Origin of the sequence: Pseudomonas khorasanensis (assembly GCF_014268505.2) — a bacterium.
In the GTDB taxonomy this organism is placed as follows: domain Bacteria; phylum Pseudomonadota; class Gammaproteobacteria; order Pseudomonadales; family Pseudomonadaceae; genus Aquipseudomonas; species Aquipseudomonas khorasanensis.
The window spans coordinates 621,692-646,148 of the sequence record NZ_JABWQP020000002.1; the positions used below are offsets into that span (position 1 = coordinate 621,692).

General features: G+C 59.7%; 20 protein-coding genes. 14 read left to right on the plus strand and 6 right to left on the minus strand.

What is annotated here, in order from left to right; all coding sequences use genetic code 11:
- Positions 1 to 275 precede the first annotated feature (275 nt).
- From HU727_RS08945 to HU727_RS08990, 10 genes are all read left to right on the plus strand, one after another.
- On the plus strand, positions 276 to 1,025 hold the full coding sequence (locus HU727_RS08945; RefSeq protein ID WP_186529481.1) for an electron transfer flavoprotein subunit beta/FixA family protein: 750 nt from the start codon (positions 276 to 278) through the stop codon (positions 1,023 to 1,025).
- Between the two features lie 2 nt (positions 1,026 to 1,027).
- Positions 1,028 to 1,957, plus strand: a complete 930-nt coding sequence (locus HU727_RS08950; protein ID WP_186529479.1) for an electron transfer flavoprotein subunit alpha/FixB family protein — start codon at positions 1,028 to 1,030, stop codon at positions 1,955 to 1,957.
- A gap of 79 nt (positions 1,958 to 2,036) precedes the next feature.
- Positions 2,037 to 2,858: a substrate-binding periplasmic protein gene (locus HU727_RS08955; protein WP_186529477.1), complete on the plus strand. Its 822-nt coding sequence runs from the start codon at positions 2,037 to 2,039 to the stop codon at positions 2,856 to 2,858.
- Positions 2,859 to 2,867: 9 nt separating this feature from the next.
- Positions 2,868 to 3,230, plus strand: a complete 363-nt coding sequence (locus tag HU727_RS08960) for a DUF4398 domain-containing protein (RefSeq protein ID WP_186529475.1) — start codon at positions 2,868 to 2,870, stop codon at positions 3,228 to 3,230.
- Positions 3,227 to 4,039: an OmpA family protein gene (locus HU727_RS08965; protein WP_186529473.1), complete on the plus strand. Its 813-nt coding sequence runs from the start codon at positions 3,227 to 3,229 to the stop codon at positions 4,037 to 4,039. Before HU727_RS08960 ends, HU727_RS08965 begins: the two co-directional genes overlap by 4 nt.
- Before the next feature lie 201 nt (positions 4,040 to 4,240).
- Positions 4,241 to 5,680, plus strand: a complete 1,440-nt coding sequence (locus HU727_RS08970) for an aminotransferase-like domain-containing protein (protein WP_186529471.1) — start codon at positions 4,241 to 4,243, stop codon at positions 5,678 to 5,680.
- A 77-nt stretch (positions 5,681 to 5,757) separates the two neighbouring features.
- Positions 5,758 to 6,237, plus strand: coding sequence for a translation initiation factor 2 (locus HU727_RS08975; RefSeq protein ID WP_186529469.1), 480 nt, complete (start codon positions 5,758 to 5,760; stop codon positions 6,235 to 6,237).
- A gap of 164 nt (positions 6,238 to 6,401) precedes the next feature.
- Positions 6,402 to 6,656, plus strand: coding sequence for a YkgJ family cysteine cluster protein (locus HU727_RS08980; protein ID WP_186529467.1), 255 nt, complete (start codon positions 6,402 to 6,404; stop codon positions 6,654 to 6,656).
- A gap of 40 nt (positions 6,657 to 6,696) precedes the next feature.
- On the plus strand, positions 6,697 to 7,302 hold the full coding sequence (locus tag HU727_RS08985; RefSeq protein ID WP_186529465.1) for an START domain-containing protein: 606 nt from the start codon (positions 6,697 to 6,699) through the stop codon (positions 7,300 to 7,302).
- Between the two features lie 311 nt (positions 7,303 to 7,613).
- A complete protein-coding gene (locus HU727_RS08990; RefSeq protein ID WP_186529463.1) occupies positions 7,614 to 9,707 on the plus strand; it encodes an LTA synthase family protein in 2,094 nt (697 codons plus the stop codon).
- Between the two features lie 78 nt (positions 9,708 to 9,785).
- Here the strand turns inward: HU727_RS08990 and HU727_RS08995 are convergent, their stop codons facing one another.
- Positions 9,786 to 9,938 (minus strand): DUF3309 family protein, encoded by a 153-nt coding sequence (locus HU727_RS08995; RefSeq protein WP_003183939.1) that lies wholly within the window; start codon positions 9,936 to 9,938, stop codon positions 9,786 to 9,788.
- Positions 9,939 to 10,266: 328 nt separating this feature from the next.
- Here HU727_RS08995 and HU727_RS09000 point away from each other — a divergent pair, with 328 nt between their 5' ends.
- From HU727_RS09000 to csrA, 3 genes are all read left to right on the plus strand, one after another.
- Complete coding sequence (locus tag HU727_RS09000) at positions 10,267 to 11,082, plus strand: SDR family oxidoreductase (protein WP_186529461.1); 816 nt, start codon at positions 10,267 to 10,269, stop codon at positions 11,080 to 11,082.
- Between the two features lie 63 nt (positions 11,083 to 11,145).
- Positions 11,146 to 11,478 (plus strand): YnfA family protein, encoded by a 333-nt coding sequence (locus HU727_RS09005; protein WP_186529459.1) that lies wholly within the window; start codon positions 11,146 to 11,148, stop codon positions 11,476 to 11,478.
- Positions 11,479 to 11,610: 132 nt separating this feature from the next.
- Positions 11,611 to 11,796, plus strand: coding sequence for a carbon storage regulator CsrA (gene csrA / locus HU727_RS09010; RefSeq protein ID WP_024013891.1), 186 nt, complete (start codon positions 11,611 to 11,613; stop codon positions 11,794 to 11,796).
- Between the two features lie 3 nt (positions 11,797 to 11,799).
- On the opposite strand, the gene HU727_RS09015 is transcribed toward csrA, so the two are convergent.
- The 4 genes from HU727_RS09015 to HU727_RS09030 form a co-directional block, all read right to left on the minus strand.
- Complete coding sequence (locus HU727_RS09015; protein ID WP_003172962.1) at positions 11,800 to 12,027, minus strand: YheU family protein; 228 nt, start codon at positions 12,025 to 12,027, stop codon at positions 11,800 to 11,802.
- A gap of 167 nt (positions 12,028 to 12,194) precedes the next feature.
- Positions 12,195 to 13,385, minus strand: a complete 1,191-nt coding sequence (locus HU727_RS09020; RefSeq protein WP_186530556.1) for an osmoprotectant NAGGN system M42 family peptidase — start codon at positions 13,383 to 13,385, stop codon at positions 12,195 to 12,197.
- Positions 13,386 to 13,553: 168 nt separating this feature from the next.
- Entirely contained in the window at positions 13,554 to 15,302 is a 1,749-nt protein-coding gene (gene ngg, locus HU727_RS09025) for an N-acetylglutaminylglutamine synthetase (protein ID WP_186529457.1), read from the minus strand.
- A gap of 3 nt (positions 15,303 to 15,305) precedes the next feature.
- Entirely contained in the window at positions 15,306 to 17,078 is a 1,773-nt protein-coding gene (locus HU727_RS09030; RefSeq protein WP_186529455.1) for an N-acetylglutaminylglutamine amidotransferase, read from the minus strand.
- A gap of 362 nt (positions 17,079 to 17,440) precedes the next feature.
- On the opposite strand from HU727_RS09030, the gene HU727_RS09035 reads away from it, so the two are divergent.
- Positions 17,441 to 22,264, plus strand: a complete 4,824-nt coding sequence (locus tag HU727_RS09035) for an NEL-type E3 ubiquitin ligase domain-containing protein (protein ID WP_186529453.1) — start codon at positions 17,441 to 17,443, stop codon at positions 22,262 to 22,264.
- Positions 22,265 to 22,267: 3 nt separating this feature from the next.
- Here HU727_RS09035 and mnmC read toward each other — a convergent pair whose 3' ends face one another.
- Positions 22,268 to 24,247 carry a bifunctional tRNA (5-methylaminomethyl-2-thiouridine)(34)-methyltransferase MnmC2/FAD-dependent 5-carboxymethylaminomethyl-2-thiouridine(34) oxidoreductase MnmC1 gene (mnmC, locus tag HU727_RS09040; RefSeq protein WP_186529451.1) on the minus strand — a complete coding sequence of 660 codons (1,980 nt, stop codon included), beginning with the start codon at positions 24,245 to 24,247 and terminating at the stop codon, positions 22,268 to 22,270.
- Between the last annotated feature and the right edge of the window lie 210 nt (positions 24,248 to 24,457).

The window sequence follows — 24,457 nt, forward strand, 5'->3', positions numbered from 1 at the left end:
GCTCGCCGTAGGCAGACTGGCGGTTTCAAGAGCACCTCTAAAGACAGGGCGAAAGCAGAAGACGGTGATGCGCAGCGCAGGTCAGGCGCGCAGTTTACGCAGCGTGAAAATGGATGACCCGGCAGTCACCACTGACGAACGGTCACCATACTCCGCAACGTGGATCACCTCATATTCAGGCCGGCGTTTTTAGAGGTGCCCTTGTCGCCCGATGAGCATCAACCGCCAGGTTCGCCTAGGCGACTTTCTTTTCACCGGAGAGTAACGAGGAATCCATGAAGGTTCTTGTAGCTGTCAAACGCGTTGTGGATTACAACGTCAAGGTCCGCGTCAAGGCGGACAATTCCGGCGTCGACCTCGCCAACGTCAAGATGTCGATGAACCCATTCTGCGAAATCGCCGTGGAAGAAGCCGTACGCCTGAAAGAGAAGGGTGTTGCGACTGAAATCGTCGTCGTCTCCATCGGCCCGTCCACCGCTCAGGAACAGCTGCGTACTGCACTGGCTCTGGGTGCCGATCGTGCCATCCTCGTCGAATCCGCTGAAGACCTGACTTCGCTCGCCGTGGCCAAGCTGCTCAAGGCTGTGGTCGACAAGGAGCAGCCTCAACTGGTGATCCTGGGCAAACAGGCCATCGACAGCGACAACAACCAGACCGGCCAGATGCTCGCTGCACTGAGCGGCTACGGTCAGGGCACGTTCGCATCGAAAGTCGAAGTCTCCGGCGACACTGTTGCGGTAACCCGCGAAATCGACGGCGGCGCGCAGACCGTTTCGCTGAAACTGCCAGCCATCGTCACCACCGACCTGCGTTTGAACGAGCCGCGCTACGCGTCCCTGCCAAACATCATGAAAGCCAAGAAGAAGCCTCTCGAGACGCTGACTCCGGACGCTTTGGGCGTTTCCACCGCCTCCACCAACAATACCCTGAAAGTCGAAGCGCCGGCTGCACGCAGCGCGGGCATCAAGGTCAAGTCCGTGGCTGAACTGGTCGAGAAACTGAAAAACGAAGCGAAGGTAATCTGACCATGACTATCCTGGTACTCGCTGAACACGACAACAAAGTGCTGGCCCCGGCCACGCTGAACACCGTGGCCGCTGCTGCCAAAATCGGTGGCGACATCCACGTTCTCGTGGCTGGTCAAGGCGCAGGCCCGGTGGCCGAAGCCGCCGCAAAGATCGCTGGTGTGAGCAAAGTCCTCAACGCTGACAACGCCGCTTACGCGCATCAGCTGCCGGAAAACATTGCGCCGCTGGTTGCAGAGTTGGGCAAGAATTACAGCCACATTCTGGCCGCCGCCACTTCCAACGGCAAAAACATCCTGCCGCGCGTTGCTGCTGCGCTGGACGTAGACCAGATCTCCGAGATCATCTCGGTCGAAAGCGCTGATACCTTCAAGCGTCCGATCTACGCCGGTAACGCCATTGCTACCGTGCAATCGACCGCTGCGATCAAAGTTATCACCGTGCGTGCCACCGGTTTCGACCCGGTTGCCGCGGAAGGTGGTTCGGCTGCCGTTGAAGCTGTTGGCGCTGCCCACGATGCGGGCACATCGAGCTTCGTCAGCGAAGAGCTGGCCAAGTCCGATCGTCCTGAGCTGACCGCTGCCAAAATCGTCGTTTCCGGCGGTCGCGGCATGCAGAACGGTGACAACTTCAAACACCTGTACGCGCTGGCCGACAAGCTGGGCGCTGCCGTTGGTGCTTCGCGCGCGGCGGTCGACGCAGGTTTTGTACCGAACGACATGCAGGTCGGCCAGACCGGCAAGATCGTTGCGCCGCAGCTGTACATCGCCGTCGGTATTTCTGGCGCGATCCAGCACCTGGCCGGTATGAAAGACTCCAAAGTGATCGTTGCGATCAACAAGGACGAAGAAGCGCCGATCTTCCAGGTGGCCGACTACGGCCTCGTGGCAGACCTGTTCGAAGCCGTTCCCGAGCTGGAGAAGCTGGTCTAATCCGGCTGCTTCACTTATAAAGAGCCCGACCTTTTGGTCGGGTTTTTTTTGTCTCGGATTTGATTGGGAGCGTTTTGCCATGGATCTGCCTAGCAGGTTGTTACTGGGATTGGCCCTGTTGCCGGGCCTGTCGATGGCGGCGGGCAAGTGCGAGCGCCTAGTCGTCACCGGCAGCCCGGATGCGCCGCCGTACCTCTGGCAGGATCCGCAAAATCCCACACGGTTGATTGGCGCCAGTGCCGACCTGTTGCAACAGGTGGCCAAGGATCTGGGCCTCAAAATCGACCTGCTGTATGCCGGCAAACGCGCGCAGGCGCTCGACGAGGTGCGCAGCGGCCGCATGGACATGCTGGCCGACGCGCCGCTGACGGTCACGGAGCTGGAATCATTCGATTATATTCACCCACCACTGCTCGAAAACGATTACCTGGTGTGGACGCGCAAGGGATCGACGCTGGTTTACAGCGAAGCCGCAGACTTGCATGGCCACACGGGCGCGGTGTCGGAAAAGTCGCGGATGACCCAGGCATTCGGCACTTTCGCCGAACAGAATCTGACCCTGACACGTACAGCCAACCTCACCCAGGCCTTGCAGAAATTGCTCCTGGGCGAAGTGGAATATGTACTCGCCGCACGCTATTCGGGGCTCGCCGCCGCCCAGGCGCTGGGGATGACTAACGATCTGCTGGCGTTCGAGCAACCCCTCGACCGACCGGGCCTGTTCCTCGCGGTTTCCCATAACTCGGCCTGCAACGATCCGTGGTTGCGCGGACAGCTGGCCAAAAAGATGACAGAATTGCCCGCGTCCGGACTGACGGAAGCCGCGCTGCAACGCAACATAGAGCGCTGGAAGGCGCAGCAGCAACAGCCATCACAACCTGTCAGTGCCCCAAAACAGTAGGGATTCTTAGTGAGTATTCGACCTCTTTTCGCGGCTGTGGCCGTTCTGGCCCTGGCCGGTTGCGCAACCGATCCGGCACCCACCGAACAAATGCGGTTGACCGAGCAGGCCATCGTTCAGGCCAAGGCAGTCGGCGCTACCGCTGACGAAGTGCCGGAGATTAAACTGGCCGAGACCAAATACAACCGCGCCAAAGGCAACATGGCTGACGAGTCCTACCGCAACGCGCGCATGCGTTCCGAGCAGGCCGAACTGGACGCGCGTCTGGCGGAAGCCAAAGTGCTGACGCAAAAAAGTCAGGAGCAGTTGGATGTGCTCAATACCCGCATCGTCCGTCTGCGCAAGCAGTTGCAACTGGGGGATGCCCAATGAGCCTCAAATCGAACGTTCTTGGCGCCTTGCTCCTGGCCGGCTGCGCGAGCCTTTACGGCTGCGCCGGCCAGCACAGCGAGGCGGCATTGCAGCAGGCCGGTGCTGACTTCCAGAAGGTTAAGGAAGACTCCAACGTGTTGCGCATCGCGCCGAAAGACGTCATCCGCGCCGGCGAATCCCTGGCCCGGGCCGATCGTCTGTCCACCTATTGGGGCAGCGGTTCCGATGTTGTGCATTACGCCTACCTGAGCCAGCGCTACAGCGAGATCGCCCGTGAGCATACCAACCAGGTGCTCAATGAGGAGCGCGCGGCCAAGCTCGAACTGGAGCGCCAGCGTCTGCAATTGGCCCTGCGTGAATCGAAACTGCTCAGCGTGCAGCAGCAAGGCAAGTGGCTGGAAGAACAGATCGTTGCGCTGGCGACCACACAAACCGACCGGGGTCTGGTGATGACCCTCGGTGATGTGCTGTTCGACACCGGTGAAGCTGAGCTGAAGAACTCGGCCAACCGTGTCGTGCTGAAGATCGTACAGTTCCTGCAGTTGAACCCCAAACGTGTGGTGCGCATTGAGGGTTACACCGACAGCACGGGTGGCAAACAGGAAAACCTCAAACTGTCCCGCGACCGCGCTCAATCGGTGGCTGACGTGTTGGTTGACCTGGGCATCGATGAAAAACGTATTCAGGTCGAAGGTTACGGTGACCAGTTTCCGGTCGACGCCAACGCCTCCGAGCGTGGAAGGGCGCAGAACCGCCGCGTTGAAATTGTCTTCTCTGACGAAAAAGGCCAGCTCGGCGCCGCCCGCTGAGGGTTGCGTCTCTGGAAAGCCCGGACTGTCAATGCAGTGCCGGGCTTTTTTCGGTTTGTCGAATAGCGCTCAAATCGTACAGATGGGGCTGACACTGCACTGTATGGTCGAGTAATGTGGCAACTGTCCCAGTACACTTCTAAACTGTTCCGGTATTGTTTCACACAAGAATAAAACGCCCGTGAAATCGAGTGCTGCGTCATGACCAATCTCTTGCTCTACCAACGCATTGCCCAACAGTTGGCCGAAGATATCCGCCGAGGTGTCTACCAACCGGGAGAGCGCGTGCCTTCGGTGCGCAAGATGAGTTCGCAACTCAACGTCAGCCATGCAACGGTGTTGCAGGCTTACGCCAATCTTGAAGATCAGGGTCTGATCCGCGCTCGTCCGCAGTCTGGTTACTACGTACACCAGACGCCCGCGCTGACGGCCCCGACGCCAGACATCGCTCGGGTCGAGCGGCCGGGGCTGGTCACTCGCAGCAGCATCATCCAGCAAGTGTTGGTCGAATCCCGGCGTGAAGGAGTGTTCCCGCTGGGCGCCGCTGTGCCGAGCGTCGACTATTTGCCTGTGCGCGCGCTGCATCAACAATTGGCCAAGGTCACACGGTTCCACAGCCCGCGGGCGTTCAGCTACATGTTCAGCCCAGGTTTCGAACCGTTGCGCCGGCAGGTCGCGATTCGCATGCGTGACGCCGGCGTGGTGGTCGATCCTTCAGAGGTGGTGATTACCCATGGCTGTGTCGATGCCCTGCAGATGTCATTGCGTGTGCTGACCCGGCCGGGCGATTTGATCGCTGCCGAATCGCCGACCTATTACGGGCTGCTGCAACTGGCTGATCTGCTCGGCCTCAAAGTCATCGAAATTCCTAGCGATCCCGCCACCGGGATGAGTCTGGAAGCCTTGCAACTGGCAGCCAACCAATGGTCGATCAAGGCATTGGTGCTGACCACACGTCTGAGCAATCCCCTGGGCGGCACTATGCCGGAAGAGCGGCAAAAACAACTGCTGCGCCTGGCCTCGGATTTCGACATTCAGATTGTCGAAGACGATATTTACGGCGAGCTGATGTTCGAGCAGGGCCGCACCAAAGCGCTGAAAGCGTACGATCGGCTGGATCGGGTGGTCTATTGCTCAAGTTTCTCCAAGACCTTGTCGCCGGGCGTGCGCATCGGCTGGATGATTGCCGGCAAGTATCAGCAGGAAATACAACGCCTGCAGACCTTCAGCACACATTCGGCCTGCAGTGTCACGCAGATGGCGATTGCCGCCTATCTGGAAAACGGCGGTTATGACCGGCATTTACGGTACATCCGCCAGGAATACCGGAAAAACCTCAGTGCGTTTCAGTTAGCGGTGCAGCAGCACTTCCCCGAAGGCACGCAAATGTCCCGGCCCACGGGCGGTTTCATCCTCTGGGTGAGCTTGCCGGGGCGCGTCAACACGCAGGAATTGCACGTACGGGCGTTGCAGCAAGGCATCAGCATCGCGCCGGGGCTGATCTTCAGTAATACCGAGCAGTTCAACCACTGTATCCGCCTCAACTGCGGGACTCCGTGGAACCGCGAAGCGGAAAGGGCGTTGATGACCCTGGGTCTGTTGGCGACCCAACTGTGCCAGGAAACCGCTGGCGGATTCTGAGCAGAAGCCGGACACGCTTGTCTTGTGGCGCTCAACAGGCGAGCATAAGGCCATCTGCCGTTACTGTCGTTGGGGCCATGAAAGCGATTGCTGCTGCCGCGTGTGTATTGTTGGGTTTGCTGACCCTCGGTCAGGTGCCGGGGGTACTGGCGGCTTCTGCGCAGGATAAACCGGCGGCAACCAGTACGATCAAGAAACCGGCGACCAGCAAGACTGCAGCCCCGGTAAAGAAAGCCCAGCCCAGGAAAGCCGCCCCGGCGAAAAAGCGTCGCCCGGTTGCTTCCAAATCGAAATCTGCCAGCGAAGTGGCGAAGACCAGGTTGCCGCCGGCGAAGCTCGATCTCAGCCTGCCCAAAGACATGGTTGAGCAGTTGAAGCCCAAGGGGACGGTGGACTTGCCCAAACGCGAGCCGATACTGCCGCAGATGTTCGGCGAGAAAGACAGCGGGTTTCAGTTGAACGGCCGGTTGCTCAGCAACGAAATGCAACTACAACTGCGCAACGACCAACGTCGCGACGTTGAAGGTGCCGCGCTGGATTTCGAATTCAAGCAGTAACCGGAGCCGGTCTGTGACCCTCTGATCAGACGCTTTGTCGGAGACTGGTCAGTCACTTTTACTTATCGCTGAAAACACGGCCCTGGCAATTTGAAACAGCCGTTTTAGCGGTTACTCTGTTCCGCGTCCCTTTTCACATCGCCCGTTGCGAGGATCTGTTCGTCATGAAATGCCGTGAAGGCTGTGGCGCTTGCTGCATTGCCCCCTCCATCAGTTCGGCGATTCCCGGCATGCCTGATGGCAAACCCGCCGGCGAACGTTGCGTACAGCTCTCGGTCGAAAATCTGTGCAGCATCTTCGGCCGCCCGGAACGCCCGGCTGTGTGCTCGGGCTTCGCCGCGGACATTGAAGTCTGTGGCAGCAGTCAGGAAGAAGCCATCCGGTTGATCGGTTGGTGGGAACAGATGACGGCAGCGTGATGTGTCAACGAACGGAACGTCAACAATAAGGAATAACACTATGGGTTCGCTGCATCGTATCGCTGTGTTGTGTGGTTTGACGGCTGTGTTGGCCACGTCCGTGGCGCAGGCAGAAGACTGGAAGGTTGCCAAGAACGAAGACGGCATCAAGGTTTCGCTGAGCGAAATGCCGGGGTCGGACTTTAAGTCCTATCAGGGCGTCGCTGTGATGAAGACCACCGTCGCCAAACTGCGCGCGTTGCAGGAGGACGTTGCCGGTGCCTGCGCCTGGATTTACGAGTGCAAGACTCAAAAACTGCTCAAGCACGAAGGCGACAAGAGCTGGACTTATACTCAGTTCAACACGCCTTGGCCCGTTACCCCGCGTGATTCGGTGCTGCGTATTACCACCGTCGAAGGTGCCGACGGCAGCCTGACCCGCAACCTTGAAGGCGTGCCCACGTACCAGCCGGAAGAAAAAGGCTTTGTCCGCGTCACCGAAGTCAAAGGCTTCTGGAAATTCGTGCCGAAGGGCGATCAGGTCGAAGTGACCTATCAAGTGCACACCAATCCTGGTGGCAGTGTCCCGGCGATGGTTGCCAACAAATTCGTAGTGGACGCGCCATTCAATACGCTGAAGGCGTTAAAAGAACGCGCCGAGAAGTAAGCGGTCTTTGAAACAGAACGCCCCGAGTGATCGGGGCGTTTTGTTTCTCGGGTTTATTGTGTTTCCGGATATGCGTTGCACGAAATTTTCACAATGCCTCCAAGACAATTCGCCCGCGCTTTTGCATGCTGTCCCACCTGCTGTTGCTTTGAATGAAAGCGCCTGCCAGCGGGGCAGTAATCAATGGCATTGGCACGGATGATCGTGCACCATTTGCGCATCGCGCACGCCCCGGGGTCTGGAATGACCAACAGAGGGCCTGGCGCCGCTGTATTTTTGCAACTTCAACTTCCAATGGGTCCTAAAACGACATGGCAAACCCGGACGCCCTGAATCAGCAGCGATCTTCTGCTCGCCTGCTGCAACCGACCGTCAAATCGCATCTGGCCTACACGCTGCTGTGCGCACTGATCATGATGGTCATGCTTTCCGCGCTGCGCCTCGCGCTGCTGGTCTACAACCGCGAGATGATCCTCGACACCCCGGCCGCGACCTTCCTCGAAGCGTTCGCCAACGGCCTGCGCTTCGACCTGCGCCTTGTAGTGTATTTGTGCATTCCGCTGGTGCTGGCGCTGTTCAGTGTCCGGGCCATGGCCGCACGCGGGTTCTTCCGTCTTTGGTTGACCGTTGTCTCGAGCATCGCGCTGTTCCTCGGCCTGATGGAAATGGACTTCTACCGCGAGTTTCACCAGCGCCTCAACGGTCTGGTGTTCCAGTATGTGAGAGAAGACCCGAAAACCGTGATGAGCATGCTCTGGTACGGTTTTCCGGTGGTTCGCTACCTGCTGGCGTGGGTTATCGGCACCGTCATTCTGACCCTGGCCTTCAAAGGCGCCGACCGTGCCACGCGTCCGCGCGGGCCGTTCAGCGGCGGCAGCGTCAGTTCCCGTCAGGTGGCGCCGTGGTACACGCGTCTTGCGGTTTTCGTGGTGTGCCTGCTGATTTGCGTCGTTGCTGCGCGCAGCACCTTGCGTCAGGGCCCGCCGATGCGTTGGGGCGACGTGTACACCACCGATTCGAACTTCGCCAACCAGCTCGGTCTCAACGGGACGCTGTCGCTGGTCGCCGCCGCGAAGGCGCGCATGGGCGAGGACCGCGATAACATCTGGAAAGCCACGATGCCGCAGGAGCAGGCGCAGCAAACGGTGCGTGACATGCTGCTGATGCCGGACGACAAGCTGGTCGATGGCGACATCGCTGCAGTGCGCCGCGATTACACGCCGCCAGCCGACAAAACCCTGCCGATCAAGAACGTCGTCGTGATTCTGATGGAAAGCATGGCCGGTCATTCGGTCGGTGCTTTGGGCGCGCCGGGCAACATCACGCCGTACCTGGACAAGCTGTCGAAGGAAGGTTTGCTGTTCGACCGCTTCTTCTCCAACGGCACGCACACCCACCAGGGCATGTTTGCGACGATGGCGTGTTTCCCGAACCTGCCGGGTTTTGAATACCTGATGCAGACCCCGGAAGGCAGCCACAAACTGTCGGGGCTGCCGCAGTTGCTCAGCGCCCGCGACTACGACGACGTCTACGTCTACAACGGTGACTTCGCCTGGGACAACCAGTCGGGTTTCTTCAGCAACCAGGGCATGACCAACTTCGTTGGCCGCAACGATTTCGTCAATCCGGTGTTCTCCGATCCGACCTGGGGCGTGTCCGACCAGGACATGTTCGATCGTGGCCTGCAGGAGCTCAAGGCGCGTGAAAACGGCAAGCCGTTCTATGCGCTGCTGCAAACCCTGTCCAACCACACGCCGTACGCCTTGCCGACACCGTTGCCGGTCGAGCGCGTCACCGACCGTGGCTCGCTCAACGAACACCTGACCGCCATGCGCTACTCCGACTGGGCGCTGGGCCAGTTCTTCGAGAAGGCGCGCAAGGAGAAGTACTTCAACGAAACCCTCTTTGTCATCGTCGGCGACCACGGCTTCGGCAACGAGCGCCAGATCACCGAAATGGACCTGGGCCGCTTCAACGTGCCGATGCTGATGATCGCACCGGGCATTCAACAGAAGTTCGGTACCCGTGACCACACCGTGGGCACCCAGGTCGACATCGTGCCGACCATCATGGGCCGTCTCGGCGGCGAAGTGCGTCACCAGTGCTGGGGTCGTGACTTGCTCAACCTGCCGGAAGGCGACACCGGTTTCGGTGTGATCAAGCCGTCGGGCAGTGAGCAGACCACTGCTATCGTCACCGCCGATCAGATTCTGGTGCTGCCGAGAGACAAGGACATGGGGCCGAAAATCTGGCAGTACCAACTCGGTGCCACTCCGCACGCCGAGGTGGTGCCGAATGCGCCGCGTACCGCCGAGCTCAAACTCAAACTCGAAGCGTTCCTGCAAACGGCAACAAAAAGCCTGCTCGACAATACTGCCGGTGTGATTCACGGCAAACCGGACTGATCGCTCCGGTCAGTCCGACGTTCAAGCAATAAAAAAGAGGCCCTATAAAAGGGCCTCTTTTTTTATGACTTCAAACGGTCATATCTTGCCGAGTAACAACAGCACCAGCAGCACGACCAACACCACGCCGATAATGCCCGACGGGCCATAACCCCAACTTCTGGAGTGCGGGAAGACCGGCAGACCACCGATCAGCAACAGGATCAGGATGATGATTAGAATTGTGCCCATGGGTGATTTCCTTGTTCAGAGTCTTGGAGAAGTCTTGGTATCAGTGGGCAGCTGGAGAGCAACTAATTCCAGCCGGCTTACATGTTCCGACTTACGCCAATGAAAAAAAATTCAATGTATTTTTAATGTATTTGGATTGCTCTGTTATTTCCTTTAAAGCAAAAGATCGCAGCCTCGTTGCACTCGTCAGCTCCTACAGCATCTGTTGGCGGAGTTCCGGGGGCTGCGATCTTTTGATCCTGCATTCAGCAATCTGATGGAGCGTGGGCGTGCGCCGATCCTTCGCTACACTCGGCGCATCTTTCCCGGAACAACAAGGCTGTCCGCTATGCAAAATCGCATGATGATCACTGGTGCAGGCTCAGGCCTGGGTCGCGAAATCGCGCTGCGTTGGGCCCGTGAGGGCTGGCGGCTGGCCTTGTCCGATGTCAGTGAACCCGGCCTGCAGGAAACCTTGAAGTTAGTCCGCGAGGCCGGTGGCGACGGCTTCATTCAGCGCTGCGATGTGCGCGATTACAGCCAGCTCACAGCGTTCGCCCAGGCCTGCGAGGAAAAACTCGGTGGCATCGACGTCATCGTCAACAACGCCGGCGTAGCCTCGGGCGGATTCTTCAATGAGTTGTCGCTGGAAGACTGGGACTGGCAGATAGCGATCAATCTGATGGGCGTGGTCAAAGGCTGTAAGGCGTTTCTGCCGTTGCTTGAGCAAAGCAAGGGCAAGATCATCAACATCGCTTCAATGGCCGCGTTGATGCAGGGCCCGGCCATGAGTAATTACAACGTCGCCAAAGCGGGCGTCGTGGCCTTGTCGGAAAGTCTGCTGATCGAACTGGCGCAGCAGGAAGTGGCGGTGCATGTGGTGTGCCCGTCGTTCTTCCAGACCAACTTGCTGGATTCTTTTCGAGGCCCGACTCCGGCGATGAAAGCGCAGGTCGGCAAGTTGCTGGAAAGTTCGCCGATCACGGCTGCGGACATCGCCGACTATATCTACCAGCAGGTCGCGGCCGGCGAGTTCATGATTCTGCCCCATGAACAGGGGCGCATGGCCTGGGCGATCAAGCAGAAGAATCCACAACTGCTGTACAACGAAATGACCTCCATGGCGGAAAAGATGCGTGCCAAGGCCAAACAAAACCTCGGTTGATCTTGTCCGCTGCCCGCCGCGTCGTTAGGGTGGCCGCCATGGTCACCCTGTCGAGACGCATAGATGCTCAATTACCTCTGGTTCTTCCTGGCGGCGCTGTTTGAAATCGCCGGTTGTTTTGCTTTCTACCTGTGGCTGCGCCAGGGCAAGAGTGCTTTGTGGGTGATTCCCGCGTTGCTCAGCCTGACCGTGTTCGCGCTGTTGCTTACCCGTGTCGAGTCGGCTTACGCCGGGCGCGCCTATGCCGCGTATGGCGGGATCTACATTGTCGCCTCGATTGGCTGGCTGGCAGTGGTCGAGCGGGTGCGTCCGTTGGGTTCGGACTGGCTCGGCATGGCGCTGTGTGTGATCGGCGCCAGTGTGATTCTGTTCGGCCCGCGATTTTCCGCCGCCTGACGCATTTGCAGGAAGCGTCTGAAGGCTCTGCGCGCGCGAACCTGTAGGGCAAGACTGATTTACTCGTCATGCATTGTGAACCGGCTGTAAGCCGCGCATCTTCAGGGTTTGCCAGTCCTGAGGATCAATCCCATGCTAGTACTCAGCCGTGTGGTCGGTGAGTTGATATCAATCGGTGACGACATCACCCTGCGTGTTCTGTCGGTAAACGGCTCCAGCGTGCGCTTCGGCGTCGAGGCGCCGAAGAAGGTCCATGTGCACCGCGCGGAGGTCTATGACCGGATCAAGCGCAAGGAGGCCGCAGCCAAGGCAGGCTGAGGTTTAGTCAAACAGATGCTTGGGGACGTCGTGCTTGAGCATCAACTGGCACTGTTCGCTTTCCGGGTCGAACACGATCAATGCCTGGCCCTTGGTCAGCGCCTGGCGTACACGCAGCACGCGGGTTTCCAGCGGGGTGTCATCGCCGTTGTCTGTGCCGTCGCGGGTGACAAAGTCTTCGATCAGGCGAGTGAGGGTGTCGACTTCAAGCGCGTCGTGGGGAATGAGCATGGGCACCTCGGTCAAATCAATGTCGGGATGCTACGGTGATTGTGTTTCGCCTGCCAGCTTTGTGTCGGCTGTGCCGGCCTCTTCGCGAGCAGGCTCGCTCCCACAATGGAAACGCATTCCCCTGTAGGAGCGAGCCTGCTCGCGATGGCATTGTCCAGACAAAAGATTCAACTGTCTGAACGATGCCCCACCAGGCTGTCCACCGACGGCACGCGTGTTTCGCTTTCCATTTGCGCGTCGTGTTCGATCTGGTGGCTGAAGCGATCGAGTGAAGCGTTGGCCGGCGCGGCATCGCTGGCAAACACGGGCGGGCTGAGGATGTAAGCGCCGAGCAGACGGCTTAGCGCTGCCAGACTGTCGATGTGCGTGCGCTCATAACCATGGGTCGCGTCGCAGCCGAAGGCGAGCAGGGCAGTGCGAATGTCGTGGCCAGCGGTGACCGCCGAGTGCGCATCGCTGAAGTAATAACGGAACATGTCGCGCCGCACCGGCAGCTCGTTTTCACCGGCCAGGCGTAACAGGTGTCGCGACAGGTGATAGTCGTAAGGGCCGCCGGAATCCTGCATCGCCACGCTCACGGCATGTTCGCTGGAATGCTGGCCGGGCGCGACCGGCGCGATATCGATGCCGACGAACTCGCTGACGTCCCACGGCAACGCTGCCGCCGCACCGCTGCCGGTTTCCTCGGTGATGGTGAACAGCGGATGGCAGTCGATCATCAATTCCTGGCCGCTGTCGATAATGGCTTTGAGCGCGGCAAGCAGCGCGGCGACGCCGGCCTTGTCGTCGAGATGGCGGGCACTGATATGGCCGCTTTCGGTGAACTCCGGCAGCGGATCGAATGCCACTATATCGCCGATGCTGATCCCCAGCGATTCGCAATCGGCCCTGGTCGCGCAGTACGCGTCCAGGCGCAATTCGATGTGATCCCAACTGATCGGCATCTCATCGACCTGGGTATTGAACGCATGCCCGGACGCCATCAGCGGCAGCACGCTGCCACGAATCACGCCGGTGTCGGTAAAGAGGCTGACCCGACTGCCCTCGGCAAAACGGCTCGACCAGCAGCCGACCGGGGCCAGGACCAGGCGACCGTTGTCCTTGATCGCGCGCACGGCGGCGCCGATGGTGTCCAGGTGGGCGGAAACCGCTCGGTCAGGGCTGTTTTTCCTGCCCTTGAGGGTCGCGCGGATAGTCCCGCGCCGGGTCATTTCGAAAGGAATGCCGAGTTCTTCCAGACGTTCGGCAACGTAGCGCACGATGGTGTCTGTGAACCCGGTAGGGCTGGGAATGGCGAGCATTTCCAGCAGGACTTTTTGCAGGTAAGCCAGATCCGGTTCAGGGATTTGTGTGGTCATGGTCATGGAAACTCCTGATGGGTTGAGCACACCGATGGTTTCGATGAGAGAAAGATTTTTGGCGCCTGATGCGGCCCTTTCGCGAGCAGGCTCGCTCCCACATGTGGAATGCATTCACCCTGTGGGAGCGAGCCTGCTCGCGAAGGCGTCAGTAGAGGCGCTGCATAATCAAGAAACAGCCGGCTGACTGTGTGGGAACAACAGATCGACAAACCGCTCCGCCGTCGGCTGGGGTTCGTGGTTGGCCAGGCCGGCGCGTTCGTTGGCTTCGATGAAAACGTATTCCGGCTGATCCGCCGCAGGCACCATCAGGTCGAGTCCGACCATAGGAATATCCAATGCCCGTGCCGCCCGCACCGCAGCATCGACCAGCGTCGGATGCAGGATGCCGGTGACGTCTTCCAGCGTGCCGCCGGTGTGCAGATTCGCGGTGCGCCGCACAAACAGATGCTCGCCGGCCGGCAGAATGCTGCTGTAGTCGTAGCCGGCGGCGTGCAGGGTGCGCTGGGTTTCGTGGTCCAGCGGGATCTTGCTTTCGCCGCTCGTGGCCGCTTGCCGACGACGGCTCTGTGCTTCGATCAGCGCCCCGATCGAATGCTGACCATCGCCGACCACTTCCGCCGGACGCCGAATCGCCGCCGCCACCACTTCAAACCCGATGACCACAATTCGCAGATCGAGCCCCTCGTGGAAGCTCTCCAGCAACACGCGGCTGTCGAACTGCCTGGCGGTTTCGATGGCCTGCTGCACTTCTTCGATCGTGCGCAAGTCAACCGCCACGCCTTGCCCCTGCTCACCGTCGAGGGGTTTGACCACCACGCGCTGATGCTCATCGAGGAAGGCCAGGTTGTCGTCGGCATTGCCGGCCAGTTGCTGTGACGGCAGGTTCAGGCCCGCGGCTTTCAATACCTTGTGAGTCAGGCTTTTGTCCTGACACAAAGTCATGCTGATGGCGCTGGTCAGGTCGCTCAACGATTCGCGGCAACGCACGCGACGGCCACCATGGCTGAGGGTGAAGAGCCCGGCATCGGCGTCATCCACCTGCACGTCGATCCCGCGCCGGTGTGCTTCTTCGACGATGATCCGCGCGTAAGGGTTGAACTGCGCCTCCGGCCCCGGGCCGAGGAAAAGCTGCTGGTTGATGCCGTTCTTGCGCTTGATCGCGAAGGTCGGCAGGTTGCGGAAACCCAATTTGGCATAAAGGTTTTTCGCCTGACGGTTGTTGTGCAAGACCGACAGATCGAGACAGGCCAGGCCACGACTCATGAAATGCTCGATCAAGTGTCGAACCAGCACTTCCCCCACGCCAGGACGTGAGCAGTGCGGATCGACGGCCAGGCACCACAAGCTGCTGCCGTGTTCCGGGTCGTTGAAGGCGTTCTGATGATTAAGGCCCATGACACTGCCGATCACCGCGCCGCTGTCCTCATCTTCCGCCAGCCAGTACACCGGGCCGCCCTGATGATGCGGCGTGAGCAGTTGCGGGTCGATCGGCAACATGCCGCGCGCCTGATACAAACGGTTGATGCCTTGCCAGTCCGTTTCGCTCTGCGCGCGACGGATACGGAAGCCGCGAAATACCCGCGTCGCCTGGCGATAGTCGCTGAACCACAGACGCAACGTGTCGGACGGATCGAGAAACAGCTGAGTCGGCTCAAGACCGAGAATCTGCTGCGGTGCGGCAACGTACAAGGCGATGTCGCGCTCGCCGGGTTGCTCGTTGAGCAGCTCCTGCGCCAGCGAGGCCGGATCGGGAAACGTGTGACCGATCAACAGGCGGCCCCAGCCGCAATGCACGGCAATCGGTGCGGTCGCAGGTTCGCTGCCGTCCTCGGCCAGGCGCGCCTGTAAACGTTCATACGAGGGAGCCTGACCACGCAGCAGGCGTTGGTTGATGGACGTGGCATGGCGTTTCATTTATCAGATTCCTTGTTCACTGAGCCACAGGTTCAGGGCCGCCAGTTGCCACAGTTTCGAACCGCGCAACGGGGTCAACTGGCCTTGGGGGTCAGTCAAAAGCTTGTCGAGCATGGTCGGGTTGAACAGGCCGCGATCCTGGCTCGGATCAAGCAGCAACTCGCGCACCCAGTTCAGGGTGTCGCCCTGCAAATGCTTGAGGCCCGGCACCGGGAAATAGCCTTTTTTACGGTCGATCACTTCGCTTGGAATGACCCGGCGCGCGGCTTCCTTCAATACCTGCTTGCCGCCGTCCGGCAGCTTGAACTTGCCCGGCACGCGGGCGGACAGTTCGACCAGGCGGTAATCCAGAAACGGCGTACGCGCTTCCAGGCCCCAGGCCATGGTCATGTTGTCGACGCGTTTGACCGGGTCGTCCACCAGCATCACCGTGCTGTCCAGACGCAGGGCTTTGTCCACGGCCGCATCGGCGCCAGGCTGGGCGAAGTGTTCCTTGACGAAGTCACCGGCCGCGTCGTGTGCGGTCAGCCATTGTGGTTGCACGGTCGCGGCGTAGTCGTCGTAGCTGCGGTCGAAGAACGCTTCGCGATAGGCCGCGTAAGGATCGGCCGCGCCGTCAACTTGCGGGTACCAGTGGTAACCGGCAAACAACTCATCCGCGCCCTGGCCGCTCTGCACCACTTTGCAGTGCTTGGCCACCTCGCGAGACAACAGATAGAAAGCGATGCAGTCATGGCTGACCATCGGCTCGCTCATCGCGCGGAACGCGGCGGGCAATTGTTCGATGATTTCTTTTTCGTCGATACGCAACTGGTGATGGCGGGTGCCGTAGTGTTTGGCGATCAGATCGGAATACTGAAATTCGTCGCCGCGCTCGCCCCCGGCATCCTGGAAACCGATGGAAAAGGTCGACAGGTTCTCAACGCCGACTTCACGCAGCAGGCCGACGAGCATGCTCGAATCGACACCACCCGACAGCAACACACCAACATCCACCGCCGCCCGTTGACGAATCGCCACGGCGTCGCGGGTGCTGTCGAGCACGCGGTCAACCCAGTCTTCCAGGGTGAGATTCTTCTCGTCTTCGTGTGGGCCGTAAGGCAGCGTCCACCAGGTTTTCTGCTCGGTGCGGCCGTCGGCTTCAACGCGCATCCAGGTGGCGGGCGGCAATTTCTCGATTCCGGCCAGCAAGGTGCGCGGGGCCGGTACGACCGCGTGGAAGTTCAGGTAATGATTGAGCGCCACCGGGTCAAGAATCGGGTTGATGTCACCGCCCTTGAGCAGCGCCGGCAGTGCCGAGGCAAAACGCAGGCGCTGGCCGGTGCGAGACAGGTACAGCGGCTTTACGCCGAGACGGTCGCGGGCGATGAACAGGCGCTGGGCGTCGCGCTCCCAAATGGCGAAGGCAAACATGCCGTTGAGTTTCGGTAACAGCGCCTCGCCCCAGGCGTGGTAACCCTTGAGCAGCACTTCGGTGTCGCCACCGGAATAGAACGCATAACCCAGCGCTTCGAGCTCGGCGCGCAGTTCAGGAAAGTTGTAGATCGCGCCGTTGAAGGCCAGCGACAGGCCCAGTTGGCTGTCGATCATCGGCTGCGCCGAGCCGTCCGACAGGTCCATGATTTTCAGGCGTCGATGGCCCAGGGCAATCGGCCCTTGGGCATGAAAGCCCCACGCGTCAGGGCCGCGGGGGGCCAGGTGATGGGTAATTCTCTCAATCGCTGCAAGGTCTGCAGGTTGTTGATCAAAACGTAACTCGCCAGCTAATCCGCACATAAAGTCCTTACCGGTTTTTCCGTTGGGGAAGGTCAAGCAGTACCTCGCAAAAAGTGCGGGTACTCAGAAACTGACCTGTCTCGGTAAGGGGAGTTTTAGACCGATAAGTTATAAGCCAGCCGCGCCGTCCTCTGCCCGGCAGTTAGGCGTGGCGGTTGAAAGACGCGATGCCCGCGCGCGCCGTTGCGCTTTTCGCAGCCGGTGATTCATTGGCAGGGTTTGTCTTCGCCGGGTGGTGCAGGGCTATTTTATACATGACAAAAAGTGCTTGATTGGCCTGGATTGTCCACAGGATTTTGAAATTGTTGTTGCCGCGCGGCACCGCTAAAGTCGGGGCTCAACCGCAATAAAGGACTATTGCCATGCTCGCCCGAAACAACACCCCCGCCCAGGATCCGAAGGCCATCCTGAGCGCTTTATTTGACGCAACCGGCGACCTCGAAACCGCCGAAACCATTGAGAAAAATCTCCCTGCGCATTTTCTCACGGCCTCGACCACCAGCCTGGCCAGGCTGGACGAAATCAACCGTGAACTGAATGTCCGGCAGGTGAAGGTCGACAACGATTTGAAACGGCTCAAACCGTTGAACGATTTTTATATCAGCGAACTCAACGCGGCGCTGGGTAAAAAATGGCCGGCGCTTTATGACGCAGGCGTGGATGTGGTCAGTCTGCCGGGCGTTGAGTGTGGCTGCGACGCGACCGCAACCGATCAGCCCGGGATCGACATGGTCAAAAACGCCACGCAGACTCTCTTGCAGGCAGCCATGCAGAACTTCACCGAAGACGAGGAGCAGGCTGACGCATTTCCCGAGGGTAGTCAGGTGCGCGTCAAAAGCGCGCCACAGGGTGTTAGCGGTTTGACCCCGGAGGCGTTTGCAGCGTTGTGTCGCGAGCTGGATCTGGGCAAAAAATATCAGGAACATCTGCAGCAAGTGTTCGGACTGCGTGACGAAAGCGGTAAAGTCACGACGACCAGTGCCATGACCCGCGATATCGTCGCATTGAAGCAATCGCTCCTGGAGCTGGACGCGCATCTGGCTGCGCTCAAAGGCGATATCACAGCGGCAGGCTTGCGCATGCTGCAGGACCTGATCGTCGCCAAGGGCGTGGCGTCGACGCAAACCCTGCGCTATGGCGAAGACGCGTGGATCATGCAGGGCATCAAGGTCCTCGACAGTTGCGTGTGGGGCGTCGTGGTGTTTTCCGAACGCTCCGTCGAGCAACATCCCGAGGAGAAATGCATGGTCTACATGCCCGGGGAACCAGCGCGGGCGGTGTACGAATACCCGAGTTTCAATGCGTTCAAGCGATACCTCGTACAACAACTGGGCACCGCGGGTTATCAGGACTATTTTGCCCGCAGCCTCGACGAAGATGACAAGGCCGATTTCTTCAAGACGTTCGCTGAAAAAAGCGATCTGGGCTTCGTTGAACAGTTGCCGATCACCGTGTCGCTCTTTGATTTCATGGTGCAAAGCCATGTTGGCAAATTGCAGATCGACGCGCGCAAACTGGCGGTACCTACCGCTGATATTGATGAAGAGGCACGCCGAAAGCGCCTGCTGGATTTCGTTGAGCGCGGGGTGAGCATTGCTTCGGTGGCCGGGTTGTTCGTGCCGGTGCTCGGACAATTGATGATGGGCGTTGCGGTGGGTCAACTGCTGGGTGAAGTGTACGAAGGCGTCGAGGACTGGCAGCGCGGTGATCATCAGCAAGCCCTGTCACATCTGCTCAGCGTGGTCGAGAACATCGCGTTGATGGGCGCCTTCGCGGGTGGGCAAAAAGCGCTGGGGGCCCTGGGCCGCAAACTGCTGCGCACGCACCCGGAATTCTTCGGACAATTCACTGCAGTACTCAATCGAGTCGGCAAGCCACGCCTGTGGAAGAACGATCTGACCCGTTACGAGCATGCCCTCCCTGCCGGCTTCACCATTGATGCCAGCTCCAAAGATGTATACGTGGTCGGTAACAAAGCCTTCGCTCGTGTCGATGATCGTCTGCTGGCTGGCCGCTTAGATGCTGATTCGCGGCGCTTGCACCTCGAACACCTGGAACGCGCGCAGGCCTATGCTCCCGAACTGAACCGCCATATTGAAGGCGGCTGGCGATTCCCCGCAGAAAACCCCGAGGAGTGGCGCACTAGCAGCTATACGCTCAAACGCATCGATCCGCACTTGAACGAATTCGTCGACAGCGACCTGGATATGATGCGCCGACTCAGCGACACCTCGCAGCAGGCGCTGCTTGACACGTTCAACGACGATCTGGAACTCCCCATGCGCCTGCGCGATACCGTCGAACGTGTACGCATCGGACGTCAGTTACGTGAGTTGGCGCGCGAGCTGCAAAACGGCGATACCCATTCCGGCCAGGCTACCGAAGAGCAAATGCAGGCTTTGCCGGGACTGCCCGGCTGGCCCACACATCGATACATCGAGGTCATCGATGACGAAGGCGTCGTCGAAGCGACCTACCCGACGACCCGCACACTCGACGAAGCACTCGGCGTGGTGGTGACACGTGATCAATTGGCCCAGGGCGGGTTGTTGCAAACGGTGATCGATGGCCTGTACGCGCACGAAGTCGATGCGCTGCTTGGCGGCAAAGTTGCGCCAGGCATGAAAGAAACCGCGTTGGCCAAGAAGCTGGGCGCGGCGTTGAAGTCCGATTACCGCGCCGCGTACGAGCGCATGTACCAACGTTACGACCAGAGCGACGTTCAGGAAATTCGGAAATTGCGCCAGGTATTTCCCGACATCCCGACGCGCCATGGCCAGCGGTTGATTGATCGAGCTCCGAGTGTCGAGCGTATGCACCTGCGCACGAGCGGGCGGGTACCGTTGCGGCTGGGGCAGCAAGTGCGCGCGAGCGCCGCTCGGGTGCGGCTTGACCGCGCGTTGTCGGGCTTTCACTGGCCATGGCTGGCGAACGCCGATACTGACAAACTGGCCATCAATTTGCTGCCGCGTTTGAGCGGTTGGGATACACAGCTGCGTCTGGAGGTGCGGGACAAGACATTGACCGGGCCGATACTGCAAGCCATCGGCGAGACGTCGGCGACCGCCGAAAATACCTGCTCTCTGGTGAAATCCACGCAGGGTTATGAAGCGTTCGGAGGCGACAAAAAATCCCTTGGCAAGGTCAATTCGGGGCCCAATGCTTTGTATTCCGCCATCCTCAAAGCTATACCGTCACGCCAGCGTACAGCGGTCGGGTTTGCAGATGCAGGGATAGCCAGTACGCAACGCTTGCGCACAAAACTGCTCGATGTAGCACTCGACGAACGCGAGGCCACAGCGCGTACATTGCTCAGCGGCATGCCGGAGCCGTTGGACGTCGAGCCGGCCTGCGTGCAAGGCGATCAGGCGCCTGCGACGAACCACCCACGCAAGTTGCTGCGCACTGCGCGCAGACTCTACCCACGCCTGGATGACGCGCAGGCCAGTCAATTGCTTGATGAACTGGGCAATGATTCGCTGAGCCGGGCGATCCGGCTCAAAGCCTTGCGTCAGGATTTGAGAACTCTGCGTGACGTTCTATTCATCTGGAGTGAAGACGACATTGCTTTGAAGGCCATGGGGGGCGACCTGGCCGAAGCGCGGCACAGCCGAAGGATGGCAGCCGAGCTGATCGAGGAAAGCTTTCGGCGCTTTCAATGGATCAAGGATGAACAGGGAAAATCGGTCTGTGCCCTTAACCTCGATGGCATGCGCATCGGCAAGTTGCCGACCCTCCCATCGGGTTTGAGCTTCGACCATATCCAGCACTTGTCGATGAAAAACATGGCGCAGACTGATGACGTCGCGTATTTCCTCAAATCTTTCAAACAGCTTGAAACGCTGGAACTCGACAGCAATAAAATCACCCGGCTCCCCGAGGTGCTTTCGTATATGCCCAACCTCAAGCGATTGAGCCTGGCGGGCAATCAGCTAAAGCTGACCGAACAGACACTGGCGAAGCTGAATCGGCTGCGCACGCTGTGGTATCTGAATCTGAACAGCAACGCGTTGGGCGCCACCCCGAACGTCAGTCAAATGAGCAATTTGCGTCGGTTATTGCTGCGCGATACGGGGATCACCGAGCTGCCTGAAGGTCTGCACAATTGCGCCTATATCGAATGGATGGACATGCGCGAAAACAAGATCACGGAACTGCCCGATTGGCTGTTTCAGAAACCGCGACAATTCACGCAGGCGCTCGACCTGGGGCTGAATCCCTTCAATGAAACCAGCAAAACGTATCTGGATAACTACCGCAGCAATTACGGTATAGGGATGGGTTATACCGCGAATGACAGTATCAGGTTCACCGAACAAACCGCGCGCACGCTATGGCTCACCAGGACTGCTGGTGAGGACTGGGCAACGCAGGTACGAATCTGGACGGCGTTTCGCCACGATACCCGTGCCGAAAGCTTGCTCCAATTGCTCGCGCGATTGGGCGATACCGCCGATGGGATGAAGGGCAGCGCTGACATGCGGCGGCGGGTCTGGGTGGTATTGAAGGCGGCTGAGGCTGATGGCGCTCTCTGCGACCAGTTGCTGGATCTGGCCGCCAACCCGATCCATTGCGATGACAGTGCGGCGGTTAATTTCAGCCATCTTGAAGTTGCCGTTCATGTCGATCGTGTCACCAAGGGATCCGGGGGCAGGGTCACTGCCAAGCCACTGCTAAACCTAGGTCGCGGTCTGTTTCGGCTGGATCAACTGAACGCGATTGCCGACGAACATGCCGTCAGGGTTGCGACATCCGATCCGTTAGAGGTGAACCTGGCTTATCGCGTCGGGCTGGCAAAGCTGTTGGACCTGCCCGGCCAGCCGCAGAGCATGCTGTTCAAAACGGAGAGTGGTGTGACCGACGCTGATCTGAACTCGGCGAGTCTGAGGATCACTACGGCTGAACTATCCCCCCAATGGCTGAAATTCATGCAAAAGCAAACGTTCTGGCGTGACTATCTGCAACGTACGTTTACGCGCAAGTTCTCGCTGATTGACGAGTCGTTCGCACCGCGGATGAGTGCGCTTGATGAGCAGGCAGACACCTTGCCCAGTGCTGACTACCTGAGTCAGGCGAATGCCCTCAAGGTTGACAGGGAGCAGGCGCAAGAGGCCGTATTCAAGAGCTTGACCGAAGAGTCGATCCGCCTGATGGACTTGGGCCTCTGCGCGATGCCGGACGTGTGAGATTCACTTGCCGCGAATCAACTGGCGCAACGCGAACCGGTTGGGGTGACAGGCTTCGGCGACGCTGCGCGGCAATGGCAGCGGCTCGTTGTCCAGCCACGCGGCGAGCAGTTCGCCGGACAGCGGCGCGGTGATCAGACCACGGGAACCGTGGCCGCTGTTGACGTACAAACCATCGAGCCAAGGGCAGGGGAGGTCCGGCACTTGCCGGGCGTCCTTGCTCAACGCCGCGTAGGTTTGAGTGAAGGCTGCACGGTCGGCGAGCGGGCCGACAATCGGCAGGTAGTCCGGGCTGGTGCAGCGGAAAGCGGCGCGGCCCTGAAGACTGTCGAGCGGCTGTTCGCTTATATTCAGGCGCGTCACCAGATCGCCGGAAATCTCTTCGAGCATCGCCAGATTACCCTCGTGTTCAACAATCGTTGGCGTCAGATCGTCGCTGTTGAAAGCGAAGCTGGCACCCAGCGTGTGTTCACCCAGACGCGCGGGAGCGACGTAGCCCTCGGCGCACACCACAGTGGCCAAAGCACGACTTTCTGCGGTTTCAGCCAGACGAGTGATCTGTCCGCGAATGCGTTTGAGCGGCAGCTCTGCGCTTTGCGCAAAACGTTTGATCTCGGCAGCGCCGGCCAGCACCACAACTGGCGCGCTGGCGAGCAAAAGCTCGCCGTCGAAGGCTTGCCACTGGCCAGCGACTTTGCGCAGATCCAGTGCTTCGCGATGGCTGAGCAATTCAATGTTGGCGTGCGCCGCCTGGGCCTGACACAGCGCCGGTGGATGAACCCAGCCGCCCTCGGGATAAAACAAACCGCCATGCGCTACGCCGACACCGGCACGCGTCTGCGCTTCGGGTTGTTCCAGCCATCGCAATAAATCTTCGGGGAACGCTGCCGCCAGTTGCGCGTGCCGTTCGGCTTCCTTGGCATTGAACGCCAGCTGCAATACGCCACAGTCATCCCAGTCGGTGCCGCGTTGCAGGGTCTCCAGCAACCGCCGGGTGTAACCGAAACCGCTGACGATCAATTGCGACAACGCCGTGCCATGGGCGGACAGTTTCAGATACAGCACGCCTTGCGGGTTGCCCGACGCTTCTTGCGCCACGGTGTCGTGCCGTTCCAGCAGGCTCACCTGCCAGCCGCGTGCTGCCAGACTCGACGCCGTCGCGCACCCGGCCAGACCGGCACCAATCACCAGCGCCCGGCGCTCGGTGGTCAACGGCGCAGGGCGGGCGAACCAGGGTTTTGCCGGCACGGGTGGCGTCACCTCGGCGGGCCAGCCAAGAAACTCGCCGCGCAGAATTTCCCATTTATGGCCAATCCCCGGTGTGCGCTTCATCTTGAAGCCGGCGGCATTGAGCAAGCGCCGCACCCAGCCGGTGCTGGTGAATGTGCTGATGGTCGAGCCCGGTGCGGCGAGGCGGGCCAGCTCGACGAACAGTTCCGCGGTCCACATGTCCGGGTTTTTCGCCGGGGCGAAACCGTCGAGAAACCACGCGTCGATCTGCGCATCCAGTTGCGGCAATTGTTCCAGTGCATCGCCGATCAGCAAGGTCAATGTCACGCGACCGTTGTCCAGGGTGATGCGTTGAAAACCTTGATGAATCGCCACGTAATGCTTCAGCAACTGATCGGCCAAGGGCTTGAGTTCCGGCCACAAAGCCAGGGCCCGTTGCAGGTCCGCAGGTGCCAGGGGATATTTTTCGACACTGACAAAATGCAAGCGCGCGCCGGCCACCGCGTGTTGTTCGAACAATTGCCAGGCGCAGAGAAAATTCAGCCCGGTGCCGAAGCCGGTTTCACCGATGACCAGTCGCCCGCCCGCCGTAAGCGCGGCAAAGCGCTCGGCCAGACGGTTCTGTTCAAGGAACACATAGCGGGTTTCATCCAGCCCCGACTGGTCGGAAAAATACACATCATCGAACACCCTTGAACGTGGGCGTCCGTGGTCGTCCCAGTCGAGTTGGGCGTGGGGCATTTCGGCTTTCATGGCAGGCTCGGCAATCGCAAGGCGGCCATTCTAGCCGATCGCGCGGGGGCTGCCTGATCCAAGGCAAGGCAGGGTTTGGACTTGTCAGGAAAAATGTCAAAAGATCGCAGCCTTCGGCGGCTCCTACAGGGAAAAGCATTTCGAATGTAGGAGCTGCCGAAGGCTGCGATCTGTTCAGGTGCTGCAATCATCCGCTAGTCTTGCTGAACC